This is a genomic window from Dickeya dadantii NCPPB 898, assembly GCF_000406145.1.
Classification (GTDB): domain Bacteria; phylum Pseudomonadota; class Gammaproteobacteria; order Enterobacterales; family Enterobacteriaceae; genus Dickeya; species Dickeya dadantii.
Genome location: NZ_CM001976.1, coordinates 4,446,689 through 4,467,306, shown reverse-complemented (window position 1 = coordinate 4,467,306; position 20,618 = coordinate 4,446,689). Strand labels below are relative to the sequence as shown.

The following is a 20,618-nucleotide window of genomic DNA, read 5'->3' as shown; positions in this document are numbered from 1 at the left end:
TCTTTTAATTGGTTTTTATAATCAGCTGTTATTTGTCTTTGGCGATCTGGGCGGATTGGCGTTTCAGACCGGTGAACAGCCATGCCAGCGCGCCTGCCAGACTGGCGACAGACAATAATTGGATCGATCCCTGGATGTTGTGCGCAACATTCGCTATGACGGCGACAACCAATGGGCTGATGAATTGCCCGATATACAGACAACCGGTAAATACGCCGAGGCCTTTACCCCGATGCCGCTCGGATAACGCATTCATGACCGGCAGCATCGTATTGGGGACCAGCATACCGACGCCGATACCGTGCACGGACACCGCCAGCAGTACTTGTGGGTAATCTCCAGCATGCACCAGCAGCCATAAGCCGACTCCTTCCAGCGTGAGCAGTAAAGTATTAACGCCCGCGATCCCCACACGATGGCGAAACCAGGGCCACAGCAGCGAACCGACAAGTGATGCCAGCAGGCCGAGTCCGGCGGACAGCCCGATCAGCGTGCTGGAAGTGATACCTTTCTGCACGAGCAGCGCCGGCGTTTGCACCGGCACCACAAACGCCAGCACCATACCGCCAGACACCAGCAGGTAGTTGGCCAGCAGGGTACCGGACACCGTCGGCTGACCGGCCTCCGGTTGTTTTTGTCTGGCGCGCGGTTTCACCTGAGGTTCCCACAGCACGCCGATCATGGCGGGCACCAGCAACAGCGGCAGCAGATACAGATAAAAAGGCAGGCGCCAGCTGTGCTCGCCGAGTGCTCCGCCGATGACAAAGAACAACGCACCGACAATCCCGATGGATACCACCTGTAGATTGACGAAGCGCCCTCGCTCCTGGCCGTGCCAGTAATCGGCAATCAATGTGGTGCAACAGGTCATGATGGCGGCTTCAGCGCAACCGAATACCAGACGGCTCAGTACGATGCTGCCGAGGTCGTCCAGTAATGCCGGCAGCATACCGGTGACGGCGTACAGCACAGTAGCCAGAATCAGCAAATTTTTGCGGCCGAAACGGTCGGCCAGCCAGCCGACCAGCGGGGAAAACAGCGCCATCGCCAGCGCCGGGCCGGTGATAGCCAATGGAACCAGCACGTCGGCGGCCGGTGTGCGCGGGCCGAACTCGGCGTCGATCTTCGGCATCACCGCAGCGATCATCACCGAACCCATGATGGTCAGGCTGCCGCCGAGGATCAGTATTAGCCCTTCGCGGCTGGCGCGCGGAATTCGTCCTTCGGCCGGGGTAGTCAGTATTGACTGCATGATGGCGTCTCCGTCAGAAGCTTTGTGCGATGCGAAAGGCGAGGGTGTAGCCTTCGCTGCGGTTGCGGGAATAGTTTTCCTTATAGGCGTGTACCCAAATTGCCGGACCTTTGGGGGTGAAATAGCTGACCGCCGGGCCATAGGCGAAGGTCCGTGAGCGGATACCCTGTGTCAGCGTCGGGCTGCTGTCGTCGCTGAACTGGTTGTAGTAATAACCGCCGACGCCGACTGTCCAGGCACCGATATGTTGCCCCAGCGCATATTCGTAGCGGTATTCGACGCCGTTGCGGTAATCGGTGGCATGATTTTGCGTGTTGACATCCACCTCCAGGCTGGAGGAAACCTCGAACCCACTGGACGTAATATAGGTGGCGTTGATGATGGGAGAGAAAACCCAGTGGTTTAGCCCCGGAGAAACCAGACGGTTGCGGTCATAGTCGCCGGTTGGCGCCTGAATCTGGAACTGGGTATTGATGGCAAGATTGGGGGCGGGCGTCCAGCCGAGAATCAACGGTATGACTTGTAGGTCCGCTGCGCGGAATACGTTGTCGCGCAGCGTCAGCCCGCCTGCCGGCGTAGGCACCGTCATGTCGATATCCATTTTGAAGAACGGCTGGATCAGGCCGAAACCATAGCGGCCGCCGAGTAGCGTCTGGTCGGTCATTTTCATCCAGGCCAGACTCATCGATAGTACCTGCAATGAAAAGGGGGCGTTGAGCGTGTTGCCGTTGTTGTCACGGTTGGTGTGCGCGGTATAGAACGCGATACGGGAGCCGAAGGTGCCGAAATCCGTGGTGAGCGGCAGGAAACCGGTGCCGAAATCATACACGCCGGCGGCCGTGGTGGGGGTGCCGTTTTCAGCCGCCTGAGCCACACCGGTCATTATTGTCGAAAGTGTCGAAAATATTAATAAATTGCGAATAAATGACGAGATATTGCTGAGAAAATTCATCTTCATATTCCTTTTCGCTGTATTTGTTGTTGGTCAGCGTAGGTAATGAAGATGAAACAATGTTAGCCGAAATTAGCACAGTTGTGACGGCTACGGGCCAGCGTGGCGGAGGGCGGTTCGCCAAACAGTCGGCGGTAGTCGTTGGCGAAGCGGCTAAGATGCCAGAATCCCCAGCCGTAGGCGACATCTTGCACCGAAGGTGCGCCCTTTAGCAGGTCACGATGTACTCCATTGAGGCGCAGCACGCGCAGATAACTTACCGGGTTGATGCCCAGCGTTTCCTGGAAACAATACTGAAGTTTGCGGCGGCTGGCGCCGGCGTGTTTGCACAGCTCCAGAATCGAGGGCGGGTTTTCGCAGTGGGTCAGCATATACTCCTGCGCCCGGTCCACGATGCGCTTTTTGGCGCTGCCGGTTAGCCTCAGCGCCTGCGAATGCCCCACCATATCCGACAGGGAAATCAACAGCGTATCGCGCAGCCCTTTACGGATAGCCGTGAAGTCCAGCAGTGTCGCGTTGCGCCGGCTTTCTTCGTCAAGGCTGTCGCTTAGCATTTGCCAGCGGGTCAGGTTGTCAGGGTCATTAAGCGGGAATACCTGCGGCGTATTCAACGCCCGGTCATCTGCGTCGTCGAACAGGGTGGTAAAGCAGGCTGCGTCCACGCTGATGGCCAACAAATCAATGTGTTCCGGCGCGCGCAGATCCGGCAGCGAAGCGGATGGCGCCACCAGCAGGCTGTGGCGGTTGATTTGGTGCCCAGCGCAGTAAAAATCGGCGCAGGGAGCATGCAGAGGAAAAGTGAACAGCAGCTCTTTTCTGGCCTGGCCGCTTTTGAATAACGCCAGATTGACGCGATCCCGGACGAACTGAATGCCCTCCAGCTCCAGGACCGTCAACCGACCGGAAAATTTCCCCGGTGTCAGTTGATTGTACTGCAATGACCAGCCGGTCATGCCGGCAGCGTGCTCTTCAATATTGGATGAGCGCAGATGACTTAACGACGCGGATGCATTTGCCGGTCTGGAAAAAACGACAGATTCCATGTTGGCCTCCAGCCAGTAAACCCCATGAATTCAAGCAATTCCTGAGCCAGTACGCCGCCTCTGGCGTGGGCAGGGACAGAATTGCCGAAAACGGATAGTGCGGGGTGAGTCCTTTAAGTTTAATCGATTGAAAAATAATCCTTTTACTTCCGGCGCTTCCAGCCGGGGCGATGACCATATCCTGATTTACCGGCGAAGATGGCGTAATGGGGACGCACGCATTCGGTGCAGGCCATCGCAAACGGCATATCAGGAGTTAGACTGATTACATAGTTTTCAGGAAAATAATTGCCAACGAAATCATAAAACAATAAAGAATATCTTATATCGATCGGGTATATAGGCGGGAATATCGCCGGTGATATAGTCGCCAACAAACAACAGCGTCGTCTTGACCCGCCTCTCTTTCCCCCATTATTACAATGTAAACGAGTGAGTTATGGCATCACATCTGATTGATTTTCTTCTTATTGGAAATAACTTTGGCACACCAGAAATGCGCGCCGTATGGTCAGAGCAGAATCGCCTGACCCGCCAGGTTGACGTGGAAATCGCGTTAGCGCTGGCAGAAGGCGATCTGGGTGTCATCCCGCAGGACGCGGCCAGCACTATTGCTTCCCACGCCAACGCCAGCGCACTGAATATTGAAGAGATCGCTCAGGATGCGGTGCGCATGAAGCATTCTCTGATGCCGACCATTGCCGCTATCCAGAGGCAGTGCGGCGAAGCCGGCGAGTACATCCATTATGGCGTGACCACGCAGGATGTGGTGGATACCGCCACGGTATTACAGCTGCGTCAGGCGTTCGACATCGTGGTGCGCGACACCCGTCTGGTGGCTATCGAACTGAAACGACTGGCGAAGAAACACCAGCATACGCTGATGACCGGCCGTACCCACGGCATGCAGGCGTTGCCGACCACCTTTGGTTTCAAGCTGGCGGTATGGCTGGACGAGTTTGTGCGTCACCTGCAACGCCTGAATGAAATCCGTGAGCGTGTGCTGGTAGGTAACATCAACGGCGCTATCGGCACCTATGCCTCTTTTGGCGAGCTGGGGCCGGAAATCGAACGCCATACCCTGACCCGTCTGGGTTTGAATACCCCAAATATCGGCTGGCAGTCCGCCCGCGACCGTTTCTCGGAATACGCGTCGGTGGCGGTGCTGATCAGCGGTACGCTCGGTAAAATCGGCAACGAGCTGTACAACCTGATGCGCACCGAAATCAACGAAATCGAAGAGCCGTTCTCCGAAGGGAAGATCGGCTCTACTACCATGCCGCACAAACGCAATCCGGCCGCGCTGGAAGGGCTTGCCAGCCTGACGGCGCCGCTGTTTAAGAGCGCCGCCCTGATCCACGAATCAATGAAAGTCGAACACGAACGTGACGCCATGAGCTGGCGCGCGGAGTGGATCGCGCTGCCGGAAATCAACATCTATCTGTCGGCGCAGTTGCAGAACGCGCTTGGCATCCTGCGTGGTATGTCGGTGAACGAAAAGCAGATGCGCGCCAATCTGGATTTGCAAAACGGCCTGCTGCTGTCGGAAAAAGTGATGTTCGAAATCGGCAAACTGCTCGGCAAACAGACGGCACATCACCTGGTGTATGAATGCTCGATGGCGGCGTTCGAACAGAACCGCGAGTTCAAGGCGTTGCTGCTGGAGCATCCGGTGCTGTCGCAGCACCTGACGGCGGATACGCTGGATGCCTGGCTGGATCCGGCGAACTATGTCGGCAGCGCGCCGCAGAAAGTTGATGAGGTGATCCGGTACGCGGATGGCACCGGTCTGCTGGCCGAGTAACGGGAGAGGCCATGAGTACCGTATTTCGTCAGGCCACGTCTGCGGACGATGAGGCATTTTTGGCGCTGGCGCTGGCCGCTTATGCGCCGGTGCGCGAACTGGGCATCAAGTTTGACGCCGCCTATGCGGACATCGATATGGTGCGCCGCCATCTGCGCAGCAACGGCGTGTATGTGATGGAGAAAGACGGGCGTCTGGCCGCGTCTGTCACCCTTCGCTATCCGTGGGGGCCGAATCCCGGCCCGTACGGATTACCGCACATCGGTTGGTTCGCCACCCATCCGGACTTCAAACAACAGGGGCTGGGCAAACAGATGCTGGACTGGCTGGAGCAGGCGGTGCTGAAAGACCAGTTAAAAGCACCCGCCGTGACGCTGGGCACGGCCAAACAGCATCCCTGGTTGCTGGAAATGTACCGGAAATATGGCTTTCAGGAAGTCGGCCAGGCGGATTTAGGGAAAGGACACCTCACGATTTACATGCGAAAAGTCCTGGATCAGGACCTTTATCATCACTGGGAAAAGAAACACCCCTAAGAGGCGTTATTCGATGACTATGAAAAAAATTATCCTCCCTGTATTAGCCTTGTCTGCGGCCATTCTGGCGGCGGGTTGCGATTCTCAGAACAGCGGCGAGAAGGTACTGCGTATCGGCGCCACCGGGCAGAGCTACCCGAGTTCGTTCAAACAGGACAACAAGCTGGTTGGTTTTGACGTGGAAGTGGCGGAAACCATCGCTAAAGATTTGAACTACAAAGTCGAGTGGGTGACGGCGGATTTCAGCGGCCTGATGGGGCAACTGGAAGCCAGCAAGCTGGACACCATCGCCAACGTGGTGGCGATTACCCCAGCGCGTCAGGAGAAATACAGCTTCTCCCAGCCGTACAGCTATTACGGCAGTCAGATCGTTACGCATAAAGACAACGCCAACATCAATACGCTGGATGATCTGAAAGGCAAAACCGTGGCGGGCGTGCTGGGTTCCAACCACGTCAACAACCTGAAAAAAGCCTTTGCCGACGGCAGCGTCAACATTCGCACTTACGAAACCCGCGACGGCGCCATGAGCGATGCGTTGGCGAAACGTGTGGAAGGTTACATCAACTCCCGCCCGATCCTGCTGGCGGAAATCAATAAGCGCAACCTGCCGTTCAAGCTGGTGGGCGAGCCGCTGGTGGTGGAGCAGGTGGGCTTCCCGTTCCATAAAGATCAGAAAGGCGACGAGCTGCGCAAGAAGTTTGATGACGAACTGAACAAAATGCGCAGTGATGGCCGACTGAAAGCCCTGTCTGTTAAATATTTCGGCGAGGACATCACGGCGGGCAAATAACCCTGCCTGCTCGCTCAACTCCTGTGACGCCAGCCAGATTCGCGGCTGGCGTCAGTGTTAATGGTATGACCCATGAATATCGATCTTTCCTACCTGCTGAAAGTTTTTCCCCAGGTGTTGATGTACTTACCCACCACGCTGTTGCTGGCGGTGGTATCGATGCTGTTTGCCATCGTGCTGGGACTGGTGCTGGCGCTGGTTCGCGAGAGCCGCTTCGTTGTGGTGGCGAAACTGGTTGAGCTCTATATCTCGCTGTTTCGCGGTATCCCGTCGCTGGTGCAATTGTTCATCATCTATTTCGGCCTGCCCCAGCTGTTCCCGTCACTGAATGGCCTGTCCGCCATGACGGCGGCGATTATCGGCTTTAGCCTGAAGAACTCGGCTTATATGGCGGAGATTTTCCGGGCGGCGCTGGCGTCGGTGGATTTCGGGCAAACCGAAGCCGGTCTGTCGGTAGGGATGAACAAGGCGCAGATTTATCGCCGCATCGTGCTGCCGCAGGCGATGCTCAATGCGCTGCCTGCCACCGGCAACACCTTTATTTCGCTGATTAAAGATACCTCGGTGGCTTTTGCGCTCGGGGTGTCGGAACTGTTTGCCGAAGGCAAGATGATCGCCGCCGAATCGCTGCGCTTCTTCGAAACTTTCCTGGTGGTAGGGCTGATTTACTGGATGCTCATTGTGGTTTACTCCTGGCTGCAGTCTCAGCTGGAGAAGAAACTCAGCCACTCACGGCAGCGTTAAGGAGCCGACATGATTAGCGTAAAAAACCTGACCAAACGTTTTGGCGACCAGGTGGTGCTGAACAACATCAGTCTGGATATCGCCCAGGGCGAGGTGGTGGCGATCATCGGGCCGTCCGGCTCGGGCAAATCCACCCTGTTGCGTTGCCTGAATCTGCTGGAGAAGCCGGAATCCGGCACCATTACCATCGGCGAGCAGTCGCTGGATACTCGCCGTTATACCGGCAAGGAAGAGTATGCGCTCAGACGCCAGACGGCGATGGTGTTCCAGAACTACAACCTGTTCAAGAACAAGACCGCGCTGGAAAACATCACCGAAGCCCTGATTGTGGTGAAGAAAATGCCGAAAAAGCAGGCGGACGAGATTGGGCTGTCGCTGCTGGAGCTGGTGGGGCTGCTGCCGCAGGCGCACCAGTATCCGGTGACGCTGTCCGGCGGCCAACAGCAGCGCGTCAGCATCGCCCGTGCGCTGGCGGTGGACCCTAAAGCGATCCTGTTTGATGAGCCGACCTCGGCGCTTGACCCGGAGCGCGTGCATGAAGTGTTGCAGGTTATCCAGAAACTGGCGGGGCAGAACACCACCATGGTGATTGTGACCCATGAGATGCAGTTCGCCAAAGAGGTGGCGGACCGCGTGATCTTTATGGCCGATGGACACATTGTCGAGCAAGGCCCGGCGGAGAAAGTGATCAGTTTCTCCGACAACCCGCAGACCCGCCGCTTCCTGCGACAGCTGACTAACATTCAGGAACCATCAGAGTTCGATATCTGATCGATAACGTATTCACCTGCAGGCTCGACGCGTCGGGCCGCCCTGCGAGGCAGGGCTGAAAAAAGAGGAGTGACCCTACATGAAAGAGCATGCCCAGCATGCGCCGTTGGCGCAGTTTATTCAGGCGTTCCGGCACGATTTGCATCAGCATCCGGAATTGTCCAATCAGGAGTTTGAAACCACGCGGAAAATTCGCGCCGTGCTGGAAAAAGAAGGGATCCGCATTCTGGATCTGCCGCTGAAAACCGGTCTGGTGGCGGAAGTGGGTGGCCTGCAGGACGGCCCGTTGGTGGTGGTGCGTTCCGACATCGACGCCCTGCCGATTGAAGAAGAGTCCGGCGTCGAATTCAGTTCGAAGAATGCCGGCGTGATGCACGCTTGCGGTCACGATTTCCATTCTTCGGCGGCGCTGGGGGCGGCGATTTTGCTTAAACGCATTGAGCCGGAACTGAAAGGCACCGTGCGTATTCTGTTTCAGGCGGCTGAAGAAACCGGGCTGGGCGCGCCGGAAGTGATCGCCGTCGGCGCGCTGGACGGCGCGACCGCCATTTTCGGCATTCATAACGACCCAACGCTGCCGGTCGGCGTGATTGGCGGTAAAGACGGCGCGCTGACCGCCGGGGTGGACCGTTTCGAAATCAAGATTGCCGCCAAAGGCTGCCACGCCGCCAAGCCGCACGAAGGCAATGATCCGATCATTATTCTGGGGCAGCTGATTTCCTCCGTGCAGACCATTATTAGCCGTACCGTGCCGTCCGACAATAATGCGGTGGTGTCGATCACCCAGGTGCACAGCGGCAGCACCTGGAACGTGATTCCGGACACCGCCTATGTGGAAGGAACGGTGCGTACTTTTAGTCAGGCGGTGCGTGACCTGATTGAACAGCGTTTCCGCCAGATTGTGGCCGGCATCGCCAGCACCTTTGGCGCGGAAATCGAATTTATCTGGCACGCCGGACCGCCATCGGTGGTGAACACGCCGCGCTGGGTGGACTTCGCGCTGCAGGTCGCTGATGACGAAGGGTTTGAGGCGCGTCGCGTCGAAGCCAGCCCCATCGGCGAAGACTTCGCGTTCTACCAGCAGAAGCTGCCGGGCACCTTTATGATGGTCGGCTCTGGCGGCCCGTACGCGCTGCATCACCCCAAATTCCGGGTGGATGATAGTGCGCTGTTCCCGACCGCGCATTACCTGTATCAGTTGGCGAAGCAGAGCCTGGAACAACTGCCGCAGACCGCCTGATCACCCGTCAGCGCCCTATCAAACAAAACGGCCACGGTTATCCGTGGCCGTTTTGTTTGAATCGTAAGCTAAACGCTACCTGTGGCTTTTCGGCGACAGTTGGGGTGTCTTCCTGTCGCCAAAGAGAGACATATAAACATTTGATTTTTAAAGGATATAAATAGCGCTGTTGGCATCGTCTCTTATTAGCGACAGTATTGGTGAGGAATGCCTGATTTTTCAGCAGGTTAGTTAGGCCGGTATTAAGCAGCGATTTATATTTAATTCCTTATTTATCAATGAATAATATTTTTCTATTTGGATTTTAGTGAAGTTGGCATCATTCATGCTTTATTAAGCGTGTAGATGCTCATTCCACCTTCTATGCTTGCTTCGGCTTCATAAACCTGGGAATGACGCAGAGCCATTTACGGTGCCTAACGTCCGATTATTGATGAAGCTTGCTTCATCGCCGTTGGACGTAACGTTGAGTGGGGCACCTTAAAGTTGTCTTTCAGACCTGATTTTTATTGCACGCTTGCCGCTGGTCGGTAAGCGTTTTTTTTTGCCATTATTCAGCTAAATCATGGTGTTATCTGGAAGACGTGAAGACCGGCGCGGGAACGCGCCGGTCAGGGCAGGTCAGGCGTCGTGGGGCGGCTGCAGCGTCAGTAACAAACCGTCACGCCGCATGCGGGCCGCGTCTTCGGGGCGCTTTAGCCGGTCAAAGGCATCGGCGCACCAGGCGTAGTCGTAGGCGTCCGGTCGCAACGCCAGCGCGGCGGAGAAGGCATCGCTGGCCTGTTGCCATTCGCCATGCTTCGCCAGTAACTGCCCCAGCGTGCTGTGCAGCAGCGCGTCATCGTTGTGCTGTTTCAGACGCAGGCGCAACAGTTTTTCCAGCGGTTCCGGCTGACCGGCATTGAGCCGGGGGATCAGCTGTACCAGCCGGTAGTCAAACTGCTGCTTCAGCCCGTCTACAATGATGTCCTGTGCGGTGACGTGGTCATCACACACAATCAGCCGTTCAGCCATGGCCACCTGCATTGGCAGCGCCTGGCGAACTTTACGCGGCTGATTTTTCCACCACTGTTTCAACCCTTCGCTGCCGCCTTCCGCCATCGCCTGATCCATCAAACCGATGGTGGCGCGCTGCTGCAATTCATCCAGCTGGGATTCGTCATGCAGCCGGGTTTTACGCATGGCGGGCAGGATATCCAGCAAAGCGCTGTAGGCGTGGGTACGCAGGAACGCCTGTTCCGCCAGCCGCAAGACTTCCGGGTGGCGCGGCGCCACTTCCAGCAAACGGTCTACGCCGTGACGAGCGGCGTGGTCTTCGTTACGGGCCAGTTGAATGCGAACGCGGGTGATATCCACCGGCAACTGATTCGTGTCGGCGATTTCCGCCGCCCGCTCCAGATATTGTCGGGTACGGAACTCGTCGCCGCGCTGCTGGGCGGCTTCCGCCGCCAACAGGTAGTTCACCACCGGCTGCTCTGCGTGATCGGCATTGCGGGTCAGCAGTTTTTCCACCTGCAGATAGTCGCCTTCGGTCAGTTTCAACAGCGCCGCTTTGGTTTGCTGACGCGCCCGGGTGCGCTTACGGCCGATGAACCAGCCGCGGGTGCGGGCGCCGGTGCGGAACACCCGCCGCAGCAGCCATTCCACCGCCAGAAACGCCAGCAGAAACAGCACCAGCATGATAACCAGCCCGGTGACGCTGGTTTCAATGTTGTAATTGTCGGTCTGGATCAGCACGTAACCCTGATGGCCTGCCAGCATCGGCCCCACTACGATACCGGCGATCAGCACCACAAACAGCAGAAATACCTTCAGCATGTTCAGCCCTCCTGTGGTTTGGCGGACGGCTGCGCCAGCAGGTTGCGGACCCGGGTTTGCATCAGTTTGTCCAGCAGCGGCTGGCTTTGCAGTTCATTCGGTACATCCATCGCCACCGACTGCTGGCTCAGCGCGTCCAACTGGTCCAGAAACGCTTTGGTGGTCGGATCGCTTTCGTCAAAGTAGGCGCGTATCCAGGTCGCCGCCGTTTCCAGCGATTGCCGGTACGTTTCGTTCTGGTGGCGCGGCACCGCTTGCGCGGCGACCAGCAGGCGTGAACGGATGTTTTCACGCAGATACACATCCTGATTCGGCGCCAGCAGCGGTTCGGCGCTGTCGTCGCGGCGACGGATGGTGATGAAGTCCGACAGGAAGTTATGCCAGCTCTTGCTCAGGTTCTGCCGCCATTCGCTCAGCGAAGCCGACAGCGTCGAGTCGTTTTCTTCCATCGGCGCTTCGTCGGAGTCGGTATCGGCCAGCCGCAGGTTGTCCACCTGATCCGCCAACTGATTCACTTTAAGGATGATGCCGTCGAAGTCGATCTGACTGACGCCTGCCAGCATGCCGATATCATGGGTGATGGCCCGGCGCACGTCGATCAGGCTGGGGTCGTTCATGTCCGCCAGGCTGGCATCGGCGCTTTTGAGCAGGGCACCGGCGGTGGTGACGTCTTTATCGCTCCACAGCTTGCGTCCGGCCTGTTTGACCAGAAAATCAGCCTGCGCCAGCAGCCAGGTTTTGGAGTCGCTGTTAGCGAGAGTGGCCAGTTTTTCCTGCATTTCACCGGCCTGCCGGGTCAGGGTCGCCAATCGCTGCTCATCGGCGCTCAGGGCTTTGGCCTGCTGATCCAGAGTCTGTTGCCACTGCTGCTGCGCCTGTGATTGCTGCTTTTGCAGCGCAGTCAACTGATCCTGCAATTGGGTCAGTGCGGTACTCTGACGCGTCATCTGCTGGTGGGCGTAATAGTAGACGCCGCCGCTCAGCGCCAGCGAAACCACAATAGCGATGGCGCCCAGCACAATACCGTGGCGCGGCGCACCGGAGGCGGGCGGCGATTTTTGCGGAGGAGTGGATTCAGCCCGTTCGACCACCTCTTCGGAGGGCGTTGAGGAGGTAATGTGTTCCGTCATATGAGTACATCCTATGATCAGGGTAATGGTAATTGTCCGGGTTACTATCTGGTTAGTTGTGTCACGGTGACGACATTAGCTATGTAGCGACACTAGCTGCGTCACTGCAGCGCCCGCATCAGCGCATCGTTATCCGCATTATCGGCGATCCGAATATCACTCCAGCCCAACTCGCGGGCCATGTCGGCCAGACGCTCGCTGACGACGACGACCCGGCAACCCGGTAGCCAGGCAGTTCGATAATAATCAGGCACTAAAGTATAGAACTGTTGCAGCATTTTCTCCGCTGGTGATCACCAGCGTATCGATGCCGAGACGTTGCCAGCGCTGGCACTGTTCCGCGCCGTCGTAAACCACTGGATTGCGTTGATAGCATTCGCAATAACGTACCTGTGCGCCGCGCTGCTGCAACGTATCGCCCAGCAGTTCCCGGCCGCCGTTGCCGCGTAATAACAACGCCTGCTTGCCGGTTACCTGCTGTAGCGCCGGCGACTGCAATAATGTTTCGCTGGTCGCGCGCTCCGGCGGGTAGTGCACCGGCAAACCGCTGACGGTATGCAGCGCCAGCCCGGTGGAGCGCCCCACCGCAAAATAGGTGAGCGCTTTAGGCCAACCGGTTCCGGCGCGCGATAGCACCGGGTCCGCGTATTCCACAACCTGTTGCGACAGGGCGAATACCAGATCGCCGGGGCGCAGCGCTTGTAGCATGGCGGGCAACTGCGGTAATTCGCCGCCCGGGGAAAATTCGATTAATGGACTGTGGTAGGCCTGCTGGCCTGCCATTCTGAGACGGGCTACCAACTGCTCACCCGCAGGGGAGGGACGGGTAACCAGAATCGTCATGACGAGGCTTCTCCGTAAACGGATTGCAGAATATCGCGGGCGCCGCGTTCGAGCAGTTCGTCCGCCAGGGCGATGCCGAGCTGCTCCGCATCCTGACGCAGACCACGGCGTTCCGCGTAAATAATGCGGCTGCCGTCCGGCGCGCCCACCAGCGCCCGCAGCCACAGCGTATCGCCGTCCTGCAGTTCGGCGTAGCTGCCGATAGGAACCTGACAACCGCCTTCCAGCCGGGTATTCATGGCGCGCTCGGCCAGTACGCGCGTCGCGGTATCATCATGGTTAAGCGGCGCCAGCAGCGCGCGAGTTCGGGCGTCGTCCAGCCGGCACTCCACGCCGACGGCGCCCTGGCCGACCGCCGGCAGCGATTGTTCCGGACTGAGCGCGGTACGGATACGGTCTTCCAGACCCAGGCGTTTTAGCCCGGCGACCGCCAGAATGATGGCGTCGTAGTCGCCGTTATCCAGTTTGGACAGACGGGTGCCGACGTTGCCGCGCAGATCGCGGACCGTCAGGTCCGGACGGTGGGCGCGTAACTGGCACTGGCGACGCAGGCTGGAGGTGCCGACGCAGGCGCCGACAGGCAGATCGTCCAGTGAATCGTAATGGTTGGAAACAAAAGCATCGCGCGGGTCGTCACGTTCGCAGATGGTGACCAATCCCAGACCCTCGGGGAATTCGACCGGCACATCCTTCATTGAATGCACCGCGATATCGGCACGGTTTTCCAACAGCGCCAGTTCCAGTTCTTTGACAAACAATCCTTTGCCGCCCACTTTGGCCAGCGGCGTATCCAGCAGCACGTCGCCGCGGGTGACCATCGGTACCAGTTCCACCCGTAAACCGGGGTGGCAGGCTTCCAGCCGCTGCTGAACAAAATGGGCCTGCCACAGCGCAAGCGGGCTTTGTCGGGTCGCAATTCTTAGAATAGTGTCTACCATGCTTGATACCGTTTTGATCCTTTCTTTCCATCGTACCATTGAAGGCGAGCCGGTGTCAGTTGCCCGGCCGTCGTGATGAGGGAAGGGAACGACAAAACCCCGGCGGGGGATAGCCGGGAGCGGCAAAAGTGGCGATAATATGTTCAACGCTGAAGCATCAATAAACAAATCCGACTTTCTTTAGTTTCTTTACGCCCTTTCAGCAAGGTGTTAAATTGATCACGTTTCCAGCAATAATCTGCCCGTCATTCTTCCAATATCTATTCTGGGCAGGTTGGGAAACAACGGCTTCTTTATAGGCACTGGGATAAGCAGGCGAAACGTCTTGTACTTCTACATCGAGACACTGAAGCAAAGACTGGATGCGATCAACCAACTGCGTGTGGATCGTGCTCTGGAAGCAATGAAACCCGCTTTTCAGCAGGTTTACAGTCTTTTGCCAGTTTTATTACATCATCATCACCCGCTGATGCCTGGCTATCTGGAAGGCAAGGTTCCGCACGGCATTTGTCTTTTCTCCCCCGATGAAAAACAACAGCACTATCTCGACAGCGTGGAGTTGCGCTGGGGTGAGCTGTCTGCGCCGGATCGCAAGGGCGAACTGCCGATCACCGGCGTCTATTCCATGGGCAGCACCTCGTCCATCGGGCAGAGCTGCAGTTCCGATCTCGACATCTGGGTCTGCCACCAATCATGGTTGGATAACGAAGAGCGTCAGCGGCTGCAGCAGAAGTGCTCGCTGCTGGAAAAATGGGCAGCCGGGCAAGGCGTAGACGTCAGTTTCTTCCTGATGGATGAAAACCGCTTCCGCCATAACGAGAGCGGCAGCCTCGGCGGCGAGGATTGCGGCTCCACCCAGCATATCCTGTTGCTGGACGAATTTTACCGTACCGCGGTACGCATGGCGGGCAAGCGCATTCTGTGGAACATGGTGCCGGTGGAAGAGGAAGCCCACTATGATGAATTCGTGCTTTCCCTGTATGCCCGCGGCGCGTTGGCGCCGAACGAATGGCTGGATTTGGGCGGGCTGAGCGCGCTGTCGGCGGAAGAGTACTTTGGCGCCAGCCTGTGGCAGTTGTATAAAAGTATCGACTCGCCCTACAAGGCGGTGCTGAAAACCCTGCTGCTGGAAGCCTACTCCTGGGAATACCCCAATACCCGCCTGTTGTCGAGCGAGATCAAAGCACGCCTGCATAAAGGCGAGATCGTTTCCTTCGGGCTGGATCCCTACTGCATGATGCTGGAGCGCGTGACCCAGTATCTGGACGCGATCAATGACCAGACCCGGCTGGATCTGGTGCGTCGCTGTTTCTACCTCAAAGTGTGCGAGAAGCTTTCCCGCGAGCGCGCCTGCACCGCCTGGCGCCGCCAGATCCTGACGCAAATGGTGCAGGCATGGGGATGGAGCGACGAGCGGTTGGTAATGCTGGATAACCGCGCCAACTGGAAAATCGGGCAGGTGCGCGAAGCACACAACGAACTGCTGGATGCGATGATGCAGAGCTATCGCAACCTGATTCGTTTCGCCCGCCGCAATAATTTGAGCGTCAGCGCCAGCCCGCAGGATATCGGGGTGCTGACCCGCAAGCTGTATGCCGCTTTCGAGGCGTTGCCGGGCAAGGTGACGCTGGTGAACCCGCAGATTTCGCCCGACCTGTCGGAAACGAATCTGACCTTTATCTACGTTCCGGCGGGGCGCGCCAACCGTTCCGGCTGGTACCTGTACAATCAGGCGCCGTCGATGGACGCCATCATCAGCCATCAGCCGCTGGAATATAACCGCTATCTCAACAAACTGGTGGCCTGGGCGTATTTCAACGGCCTGCTGACGTCATCCACCCGTTTGCATATCAAAGGGCACGAACTGTGCGATATCGCCCGGCTGCAGGAACTGGTATCGGATGTGTCCAGCCACTTCCCGCTGCGTGTGGCGGCTCCCACCCCGAAAGCGCTGTACAGCCCGTGCGAAATCCGTCATCTGGCGATCATCGTCAACCTGGAGCATGACCCGACGGCGGCGTTCCGCAATCAGGTGGTGCATTTTGATTTCCGTCAGTTGGACGTCTTTAGCTTTGGTCAGCAGCAGCAGTGTCTGGTCGGCAGTATCGATTTGTTGTACCGCAATTCCTGGAATGAAGTGCGCACCCTGCATTTCAGCGGCGAGCAGGCGATGCTGGAAGCGCTGAAAACCATTCTTGGCAAAATGCATCAGGACGCCGCGCTGCCGGAGTCGCTGGAAGTGTTCTGTTACAGCCAGCATTTGCGCGGGCTGATTCGGACTCGGGTGCAGCAACTGGTGTCCGAATGTATTGAACTGCGTCTGTCCAGCACCCGTCAGGAGCCCGGTCGCTTCAAAGCGGTGAAAGTCGCGGGCGAGACCTGGGGATTATTCTTCGAACGCCTGAGCGTGTCGGCCCAGAAACTGGAAAATGCGGTGGAGTTCTACGGCGCGATTTCCAACAACAAATTGCAAGGGCTGCCGGTTCAGGTGGAAACCAATCACATCCATCTGCCGCCGGTGGTGGATGGTGTCGCCAGCGAAGGGATTATCCAGTTCTTCTTTGAAGATCAACATGATAATCAGGGGTTCAATATCTATATTCTGGATGAGTCGAACCGGGTGGAAGTCTATCATCATTGCGAAGGCAGTAAGGAAGAGCTGGTGCGCGATGTCAGCCGTTTCTACTCCTCATCGCACGATCGCTTTACCTACGGCTCCAGCTTCATCAATTTCAATCTGCCGCAGTTCTATCAGATTGTGCAGTTGGACGGCCGCACGCAGGTGATCCCGTTCCGCAGCAGCGCGCTGTCTCATCTGTGCGTCACGCCATCGTCTGAAGACAAAAAGAATCTGGTGCTGAGCCAGCGCTTGCAGATGCTCTGATTCAGAGCGGGAAATCCGGGGTGAATGGCAATTGGGGCGAGTGTGCCCCAATTTGCTTTAGTCGAAATGAATCTCTTCGCCGCTCTGTTCCGTGCAGGCTTGCGCCAGCAGCGCCATGAAATCGCTGCCGCTGCGGTCGCAAATCCAGCGGCCATGCTGATAGTCGAAGTGATAGCCGCCGCCTTTGGTCGCCAGCCACACCTGATGCATCGGTTCCTGCCGGTTAATCACGATTTTGCTGCCGTTCTCAAAACTCAGCGTCATCACGCCGCCGTTAGTTTCGTAATCGATATCCGCATCGCCATCAAATTGATCCAGCGTTTCCTCCACCTTTAGCATCAGCGTGTCGGCCAATTGATGAAACTCGCTATCGTTCATATTCGATTCCTATTGATTTTCATGATCCACCTGCGATTATAGAGAGCATAGGTATCTGAATGACAGGTTTTAACGAAATGAAAACTCTTTTTCGTCAGGGCGCGCTGGCATTGTTGGTGTTGTCACTGGCTGGTTGTGGTTTGAAAGGCCCGCTTTATTTTCCGCCAGAGCAACCGGCTCCGGCTAAAAAAACGCAGCAGCAAAATACCCAGGCTCCGCAAGCATCGTCCGCCCGGCAGTAGCCGCCGTGGTACGCAGGGTGATTGAGGGTAGTCTCGCGGGTCGCGACAGGGTCTCTGCCGCACCCGTTTAACGCAGCGGGGTCAGGAAATGCAGTTCTCGAAAATGCACGGTCTGGGCAATGATTTCATGGTTGTCGATGCCGTGACGCAGAATGTCTACTTTTCACCGGAGCTGATCCGTCGCCTGTCGGACCGGCATTGCGGGGTGGGGTTCGATCAGTTATTAATCGTTGAGCCGCCCTACGATCCCGAACTGGATTTTCATTACCGAATTTTCAATGCGGACGGCAGTGAAGTGGCGCAGTGTGGCAACGGCGCTCGCTGCTTTGCCCGTTTCGTACGCCTGAAAGGGTTGACCAACAAGCGCGATATTAATGTCAGTACGCATAACGGCCGCATGGTGTTGTCGGTGACGGAAGACGAGCTGGTGCGGGTGAACATGGGCGAACCCAACTTCGAACCGCAGCAGGTACCGTTCCGCGCCGCCAAGCCGGAAAAAACCTATATTATGCGCGCCGCCGAGCACACGGTGCTGTGCGGTGCGGTGTCGATGGGCAACCCGCATTGTGTGATTCAGGTGGACAATGTGGATACTGCGCCGGTAGAGACGCTCGGGCCGTTGCTGGAAAGCCACGAACGTTTTCCGGAACGCGCCAACGTCGGTTTTATGCAGGTGGTTAACTCCGGCCTGATCCGGTTGCGCGTGTTCGAGCGCGGCGCGGGCGAAACTCAGGCCTGCGGCAGCGGCGCCTGCGGCGCGGTGGCGGTGGGGATTCAGCAGGGGCTGCTGGCGGCGGATGTCAAAGTGCAACTGCCGGGCGGCGAACTTGAGATTCACTGGGACGGCCCCGGTCACCCGCTGTTTATGACCGGCCCGGCTACGCATGTTTATGATGGGTTTATGCATCTATGAAGAACATGGAAGAGCAGGCTGAACGTCAGGAGTTGACTGACGATCTGGTGTTGCAGTACCTGCGCCAGCATCCTGACTTTTTCATTCGTCATTCCCACCAGACTGAGACCATGCGTATTCCGCATCCGGTGCGTGGCAGCGTGTCGTTGGTGGAGTGGCAGCTCGCCCGCCAGCGCAACCGCATTCAGTATCTGGAAGAAGAGATCGCCTTGCTGACGGAACAGGCTACCCGCAATGAGGAACTGTTCAGCCAGTTGTTGCAATTGCAGATGACGCTCTCTACCGCCGTGTCGTTACAGGAGCTGCTCGACCGGCTGCACCGCTGGGCACGCAAACTGGGGCTGTCGGGTGCGGCTATCCGCCTGTTTGCCGATCGCTGGCGCATCGGCGCGCCTTCCGATTTTACCCATCTGGCGCTTAACCGTACGATGTTTGAACCGCTGCGTATCCAGCGGCTGGGCGAGCGGCATCATTATCTTGGTACGCTGAACGGCCCCGAACTGTTGCTGCTGTTGCCGCAGGCGCGCCAGGTCGGCTCGGTGGCGCTGTCGCTGATGGGAAAAAACGGCGATCTGGGATTGTTGATTTTCAGCAGCCGCGACAGCCACCACTATCAGGACGGCATGGGCACCGATCTGCTGCAACATCTGGCGACGATTATCCCGGTATTGCTGGAGCGATGGATTGAACGCTTATGAACCCCGATTCCCCCCTAACGGCGCCAGCCGAAGCCTTTCTGCGTTATCTGCGGGTTGAGCGGCAACTGAGTCCGCTGACGCAAAGCAGCTATGCCCATCAGTTACAGGTAATTATCGACCTGTTGTCGGCGTCCGGCATTGCCGACTGGCAAGCGCTGGATGCCGCCGGCGTGCGAGCGGTGGTGGCGCGCGGCAAGCGCGATGGGCTGAACGCCGCCAGTCTGGCGCAGCGTTTGTCGGCATTGCGCAGCTTTCTTGACTGGCTGGTTGGTCGCGGTGAACTCAATGCTAATCCTGCACGCAGTGTGCCGGCGCCGAAAGCGGGTCGGCATCTGCCCAAAAACATGGATGTGGATGAAATGAGCCGCCTGTTGGAGATCGATCTCAGCGATCCGCTGGCGGTGCGCGATCGCGCCATGCTGGAAGTGATGTACGGCGCTGGGTTGCGTCTGGCGGAACTGGTCGGGCTGGACTGTGGTCACGTCGATCTGGACAGCGGCGAAGTCTGGGTGATGGGGAAAGGCAGTAAAGAGCGCAAACTGCCGATCGGCGCGACCGCCGTCACCTGGCTGCGTAACTGGCTGGCGATACGGGATATTTACGCGCCGGAAGACGACGCGATCTTTATCTCTAGCCTCGGTAAGCGTATTTCCATGCGCAACGTACAAAAGCGCTTTGCCGAATGGGGCGTCAAGCAGGGCGTGAACAGCCATGTTCACCCGCACAAGCTGCGGCACTCGTTTGCCACCCACATGCTGGAGTCCAGCGGCGACCTGCGCGCCGTGCAGGAACTACTGGGTCATGCTAACCTCTCCACCACCCAGATCTATACCCATCTGGACTTTCAACATCTGGCATCGGTGTACGATGCCGCGCACCCACGCGCCAGACGAGGTAAATCCTGATGTATTTTTATCGCCCACTTGGTCGGATTGAGGCCATCACGTTCGATTTGGACGATACCCTGTACGATAACTATGAAGTTATCCGGCGAACGGAGCAGGAGTCGTTACGGTTTTTGCAGAACTATCACCCTGGGTTGCGGGCGTTCACCAGCGAAGGCCTGCGTCAGCTGCGGCAGGAGTTGCTGGCGCAAGAGCCGGAGATTTATCACGACGTCACGCACTGGCGCTGGCGCTCCGTACATCTGGCGATGAGCCGGGTGGGGATGTCGCCGGACGACGCGGCCGCCGGCGCGGACGCTGTAATGGCGGAATTCGCCCGCTGGCGCAGCCGCATCGCCGTGCCGCAGGAAACCCACGACACATTGCGTGCGCTGGGGCAGCGTTGGCCGCTGGTGGCGATCACCAACGGCAATGCCGATCCGCACGCCTGCGGTCTTGGCGAATATTTTCAGTTTATTCTGCGTGCCGGCCCGGATGGCCGCTCAAAGCCTTGTGATGATATGTATCAGCTGGCCGCCGAACGGCTGAATTTACCGTTGCACAACCTGCTGCATGTGGGGGATGATCTGACCACCGACGTGGCCGGCGCGATTCGCAGCGGCGTACAATCCTGCTGGATTAACCTGCGTGACGGCAACCTGATGCAGATTCACGATTCCCGGCTGCTGCCGCATGTAGAAATTTTCAGCTTGGCATCGCTCACCACGTTGCTATAATTCTGCTATTTTTACTGT

General features: G+C 57.6%; 19 protein-coding genes and 1 pseudogene. 12 read left to right on the top strand and 8 right to left on the bottom strand.

The genetic code is table 11. The annotated features are described in order from the left end of the window. Nucleotides 1-28: 28 nt before the first annotated feature. The 3 genes from DDA898_RS20060 to DDA898_RS20050 form a co-directional block, all read right to left on the bottom strand. On the bottom strand, nucleotides 29-1,252 hold the full coding sequence (locus DDA898_RS20060; protein ID WP_038912159.1) for an MFS transporter: 1,224 nt from the start codon (nucleotides 1,250-1,252) through the stop codon (nucleotides 29-31). A gap of 13 nt (nucleotides 1,253-1,265) precedes the next feature. Further along, nucleotides 1,266-2,135 (bottom strand): SphA family protein, encoded by an 870-nt coding sequence (locus DDA898_RS20055; RefSeq protein ID WP_167401399.1) that lies wholly within the window; start codon nucleotides 2,133-2,135, stop codon nucleotides 1,266-1,268. 131 nt (nucleotides 2,136-2,266) lie between these two features. Next, a complete protein-coding gene (locus DDA898_RS20050; protein WP_038912157.1) occupies nucleotides 2,267-3,247 on the bottom strand; it encodes a helix-turn-helix domain-containing protein in 981 nt (326 codons plus the stop codon). Between the two features lie 439 nt (nucleotides 3,248-3,686). Here DDA898_RS20050 and purB point away from each other — a divergent pair, with 439 nt between their 5' ends. The 6 genes from purB to DDA898_RS20020 all read left to right on the top strand — a co-directional run bounded on the left by purB (nucleotide 3,687) and on the right by DDA898_RS20020 (nucleotide 9,135). Continuing rightward, a complete protein-coding gene (gene purB, locus DDA898_RS20045) occupies nucleotides 3,687-5,051 on the top strand; it encodes an adenylosuccinate lyase (protein WP_038912156.1) in 1,365 nt (454 codons plus the stop codon). Between the two features lie 11 nt (nucleotides 5,052-5,062). Further along, complete coding sequence (locus tag DDA898_RS20040; protein ID WP_013319841.1) at nucleotides 5,063-5,587, top strand: GNAT family N-acetyltransferase; 525 nt, start codon at nucleotides 5,063-5,065, stop codon at nucleotides 5,585-5,587. 13 nt (nucleotides 5,588-5,600) lie between these two features. Beyond that, entirely contained in the window at nucleotides 5,601-6,380 is a 780-nt protein-coding gene (locus tag DDA898_RS20035; RefSeq protein ID WP_038912154.1) for an amino acid ABC transporter substrate-binding protein, read from the top strand. Between the two features lie 72 nt (nucleotides 6,381-6,452). Next, nucleotides 6,453-7,124 carry an amino acid ABC transporter permease gene (locus DDA898_RS20030; RefSeq protein ID WP_013319839.1) on the top strand — a complete coding sequence of 224 codons (672 nt, stop codon included), beginning with the start codon at nucleotides 6,453-6,455 and terminating at the stop codon, nucleotides 7,122-7,124. Between the two features lie 9 nt (nucleotides 7,125-7,133). After that, entirely contained in the window at nucleotides 7,134-7,895 is a 762-nt protein-coding gene (locus tag DDA898_RS20025; protein WP_038912153.1) for an amino acid ABC transporter ATP-binding protein, read from the top strand. Between the two features lie 79 nt (nucleotides 7,896-7,974). After that, on the top strand, nucleotides 7,975-9,135 hold the full coding sequence (locus DDA898_RS20020; protein ID WP_013319837.1) for a M20 peptidase aminoacylase family protein: 1,161 nt from the start codon (nucleotides 7,975-7,977) through the stop codon (nucleotides 9,133-9,135). A gap of 621 nt (nucleotides 9,136-9,756) precedes the next feature. Here the strand turns inward: DDA898_RS20020 and hemY are convergent. The 4 genes and pseudogenes from hemY to hemC all read right to left on the bottom strand — a co-directional run bounded on the left by hemY (nucleotide 9,757) and on the right by hemC (nucleotide 13,864). Continuing rightward, complete coding sequence (hemY, locus tag DDA898_RS20015) at nucleotides 9,757-10,953, bottom strand: protoheme IX biogenesis protein HemY (protein ID WP_038912151.1); 1,197 nt, start codon at nucleotides 10,951-10,953, stop codon at nucleotides 9,757-9,759. A gap of 2 nt (nucleotides 10,954-10,955) precedes the next feature. Further along, nucleotides 10,956-12,083, bottom strand: coding sequence for a uroporphyrinogen-III C-methyltransferase (gene hemX, locus DDA898_RS20010; protein WP_013319835.1), 1,128 nt, complete (start codon nucleotides 12,081-12,083; stop codon nucleotides 10,956-10,958). Nucleotides 12,084-12,184: 101 nt separating this feature from the next. After that, a pseudogene (hemD, locus tag DDA898_RS20005) lies at nucleotides 12,185-12,926 on the bottom strand (uroporphyrinogen-III synthase). Then, complete coding sequence (gene hemC / locus DDA898_RS20000) at nucleotides 12,923-13,864, bottom strand: hydroxymethylbilane synthase (protein WP_038912150.1); 942 nt, start codon at nucleotides 13,862-13,864, stop codon at nucleotides 12,923-12,925. Before hemC ends, hemD begins: the two are co-directional and overlap by 4 nt. 325 nt (nucleotides 13,865-14,189) lie before the next feature. Here hemC and DDA898_RS19995 point away from each other — a divergent pair, with 325 nt between their 5' ends. Further along, entirely contained in the window at nucleotides 14,190-16,748 is a 2,559-nt protein-coding gene (locus DDA898_RS19995; protein ID WP_038912149.1) for a class I adenylate cyclase, read from the top strand. 57 nt (nucleotides 16,749-16,805) lie between these two features. Here DDA898_RS19995 and cyaY read toward each other — a convergent pair whose 3' ends face one another. Then, nucleotides 16,806-17,126 carry an iron donor protein CyaY gene (gene cyaY / locus DDA898_RS19990; RefSeq protein ID WP_013319831.1) on the bottom strand — a complete coding sequence of 107 codons (321 nt, stop codon included), beginning with the start codon at nucleotides 17,124-17,126 and terminating at the stop codon, nucleotides 16,806-16,808. A gap of 77 nt (nucleotides 17,127-17,203) precedes the next feature. Between cyaY and lptM the strand changes: the two genes are divergently transcribed. The 5 genes from lptM (at nucleotide 17,204) to yigB (ending at nucleotide 20,600) form a co-directional block, all read left to right on the top strand. Beyond that, nucleotides 17,204-17,368 (top strand): LPS translocon maturation chaperone LptM, encoded by a 165-nt coding sequence (gene lptM, locus DDA898_RS19985; RefSeq protein ID WP_024107630.1) that lies wholly within the window; start codon nucleotides 17,204-17,206, stop codon nucleotides 17,366-17,368. 88 nt (nucleotides 17,369-17,456) lie between these two features. Beyond that, nucleotides 17,457-18,281 (top strand): diaminopimelate epimerase, encoded by an 825-nt coding sequence (dapF, locus tag DDA898_RS19980; protein ID WP_038912148.1) that lies wholly within the window; start codon nucleotides 17,457-17,459, stop codon nucleotides 18,279-18,281. Continuing rightward, nucleotides 18,278-18,979, top strand: coding sequence for a DUF484 domain-containing protein (locus DDA898_RS19975; RefSeq protein WP_038912146.1), 702 nt, complete (start codon nucleotides 18,278-18,280; stop codon nucleotides 18,977-18,979). Before dapF ends, DDA898_RS19975 begins: the two co-directional genes overlap by 4 nt. Then, the gene (gene xerC, locus DDA898_RS19970) at nucleotides 18,976-19,884 is read left to right on the top strand and encodes a tyrosine recombinase XerC (RefSeq protein ID WP_038912145.1); all 909 of its coding nucleotides are present in this window, start codon (nucleotides 18,976-18,978) and stop codon (nucleotides 19,882-19,884) included. Before DDA898_RS19975 ends, xerC begins: the two co-directional genes overlap by 4 nt. After that, nucleotides 19,884-20,600: a 5-amino-6-(5-phospho-D-ribitylamino)uracil phosphatase YigB gene (gene yigB, locus DDA898_RS19965; RefSeq protein WP_038912144.1), complete on the top strand. Its 717-nt coding sequence runs from the start codon at nucleotides 19,884-19,886 to the stop codon at nucleotides 20,598-20,600. The genes xerC and yigB overlap by 1 nt, the downstream gene beginning before the upstream one ends. Nucleotides 20,601-20,618: the final 18 nt, after the last annotated feature.

Coding starts and splice junctions, on each gene's coding strand:
- dapF (WP_038912148.1), top strand. CDS start 17,457: ATGCAGTTCTCGAAAATGCACGGTCTGGGCAATGATTTCATGGTTGTC.
- DDA898_RS20055 (WP_167401399.1), bottom strand. CDS start 2,135: ATGACCGGTGTGGCTCAGGCGGCTGAAAACGGCACCCCCACCACGGCC.
- hemX (WP_013319835.1), bottom strand. CDS start 12,083: ATGACGGAACACATTACCTCCTCAACGCCCTCCGAAGAGGTGGTCGAA.
- DDA898_RS20050 (WP_038912157.1), bottom strand. CDS start 3,247: ATGGAATCTGTCGTTTTTTCCAGACCGGCAAATGCATCCGCGTCGTTA.
- hemC (WP_038912150.1), bottom strand. CDS start 13,864: ATGGTAGACACTATTCTAAGAATTGCGACCCGACAAAGCCCGCTTGCG.
- DDA898_RS20040 (WP_013319841.1), top strand. CDS start 5,063: ATGAGTACCGTATTTCGTCAGGCCACGTCTGCGGACGATGAGGCATTT.
- hemY (WP_038912151.1), bottom strand. CDS start 10,953: ATGCTGAAGGTATTTCTGCTGTTTGTGGTGCTGATCGCCGGTATCGTA.
- lptM (WP_024107630.1), top strand. CDS start 17,204: ATGAAAACTCTTTTTCGTCAGGGCGCGCTGGCATTGTTGGTGTTGTCA.
- DDA898_RS19975 (WP_038912146.1), top strand. CDS start 18,278: ATGAAGAACATGGAAGAGCAGGCTGAACGTCAGGAGTTGACTGACGAT.
- DDA898_RS20060 (WP_038912159.1), bottom strand. CDS start 1,252: ATGCAGTCAATACTGACTACCCCGGCCGAAGGACGAATTCCGCGCGCC.
- cyaY (WP_013319831.1), bottom strand. CDS start 17,126: ATGAACGATAGCGAGTTTCATCAATTGGCCGACACGCTGATGCTAAAG.
- DDA898_RS20030 (WP_013319839.1), top strand. CDS start 6,453: ATGAATATCGATCTTTCCTACCTGCTGAAAGTTTTTCCCCAGGTGTTG.
- xerC (WP_038912145.1), top strand. CDS start 18,976: ATGAACCCCGATTCCCCCCTAACGGCGCCAGCCGAAGCCTTTCTGCGT.
- DDA898_RS20020 (WP_013319837.1), top strand. CDS start 7,975: ATGAAAGAGCATGCCCAGCATGCGCCGTTGGCGCAGTTTATTCAGGCG.
- DDA898_RS20025 (WP_038912153.1), top strand. CDS start 7,134: ATGATTAGCGTAAAAAACCTGACCAAACGTTTTGGCGACCAGGTGGTG.
- yigB (WP_038912144.1), top strand. CDS start 19,884: ATGTATTTTTATCGCCCACTTGGTCGGATTGAGGCCATCACGTTCGAT.
- DDA898_RS20035 (WP_038912154.1), top strand. CDS start 5,601: ATGACTATGAAAAAAATTATCCTCCCTGTATTAGCCTTGTCTGCGGCC.
- purB (WP_038912156.1), top strand. CDS start 3,687: ATGGCATCACATCTGATTGATTTTCTTCTTATTGGAAATAACTTTGGC.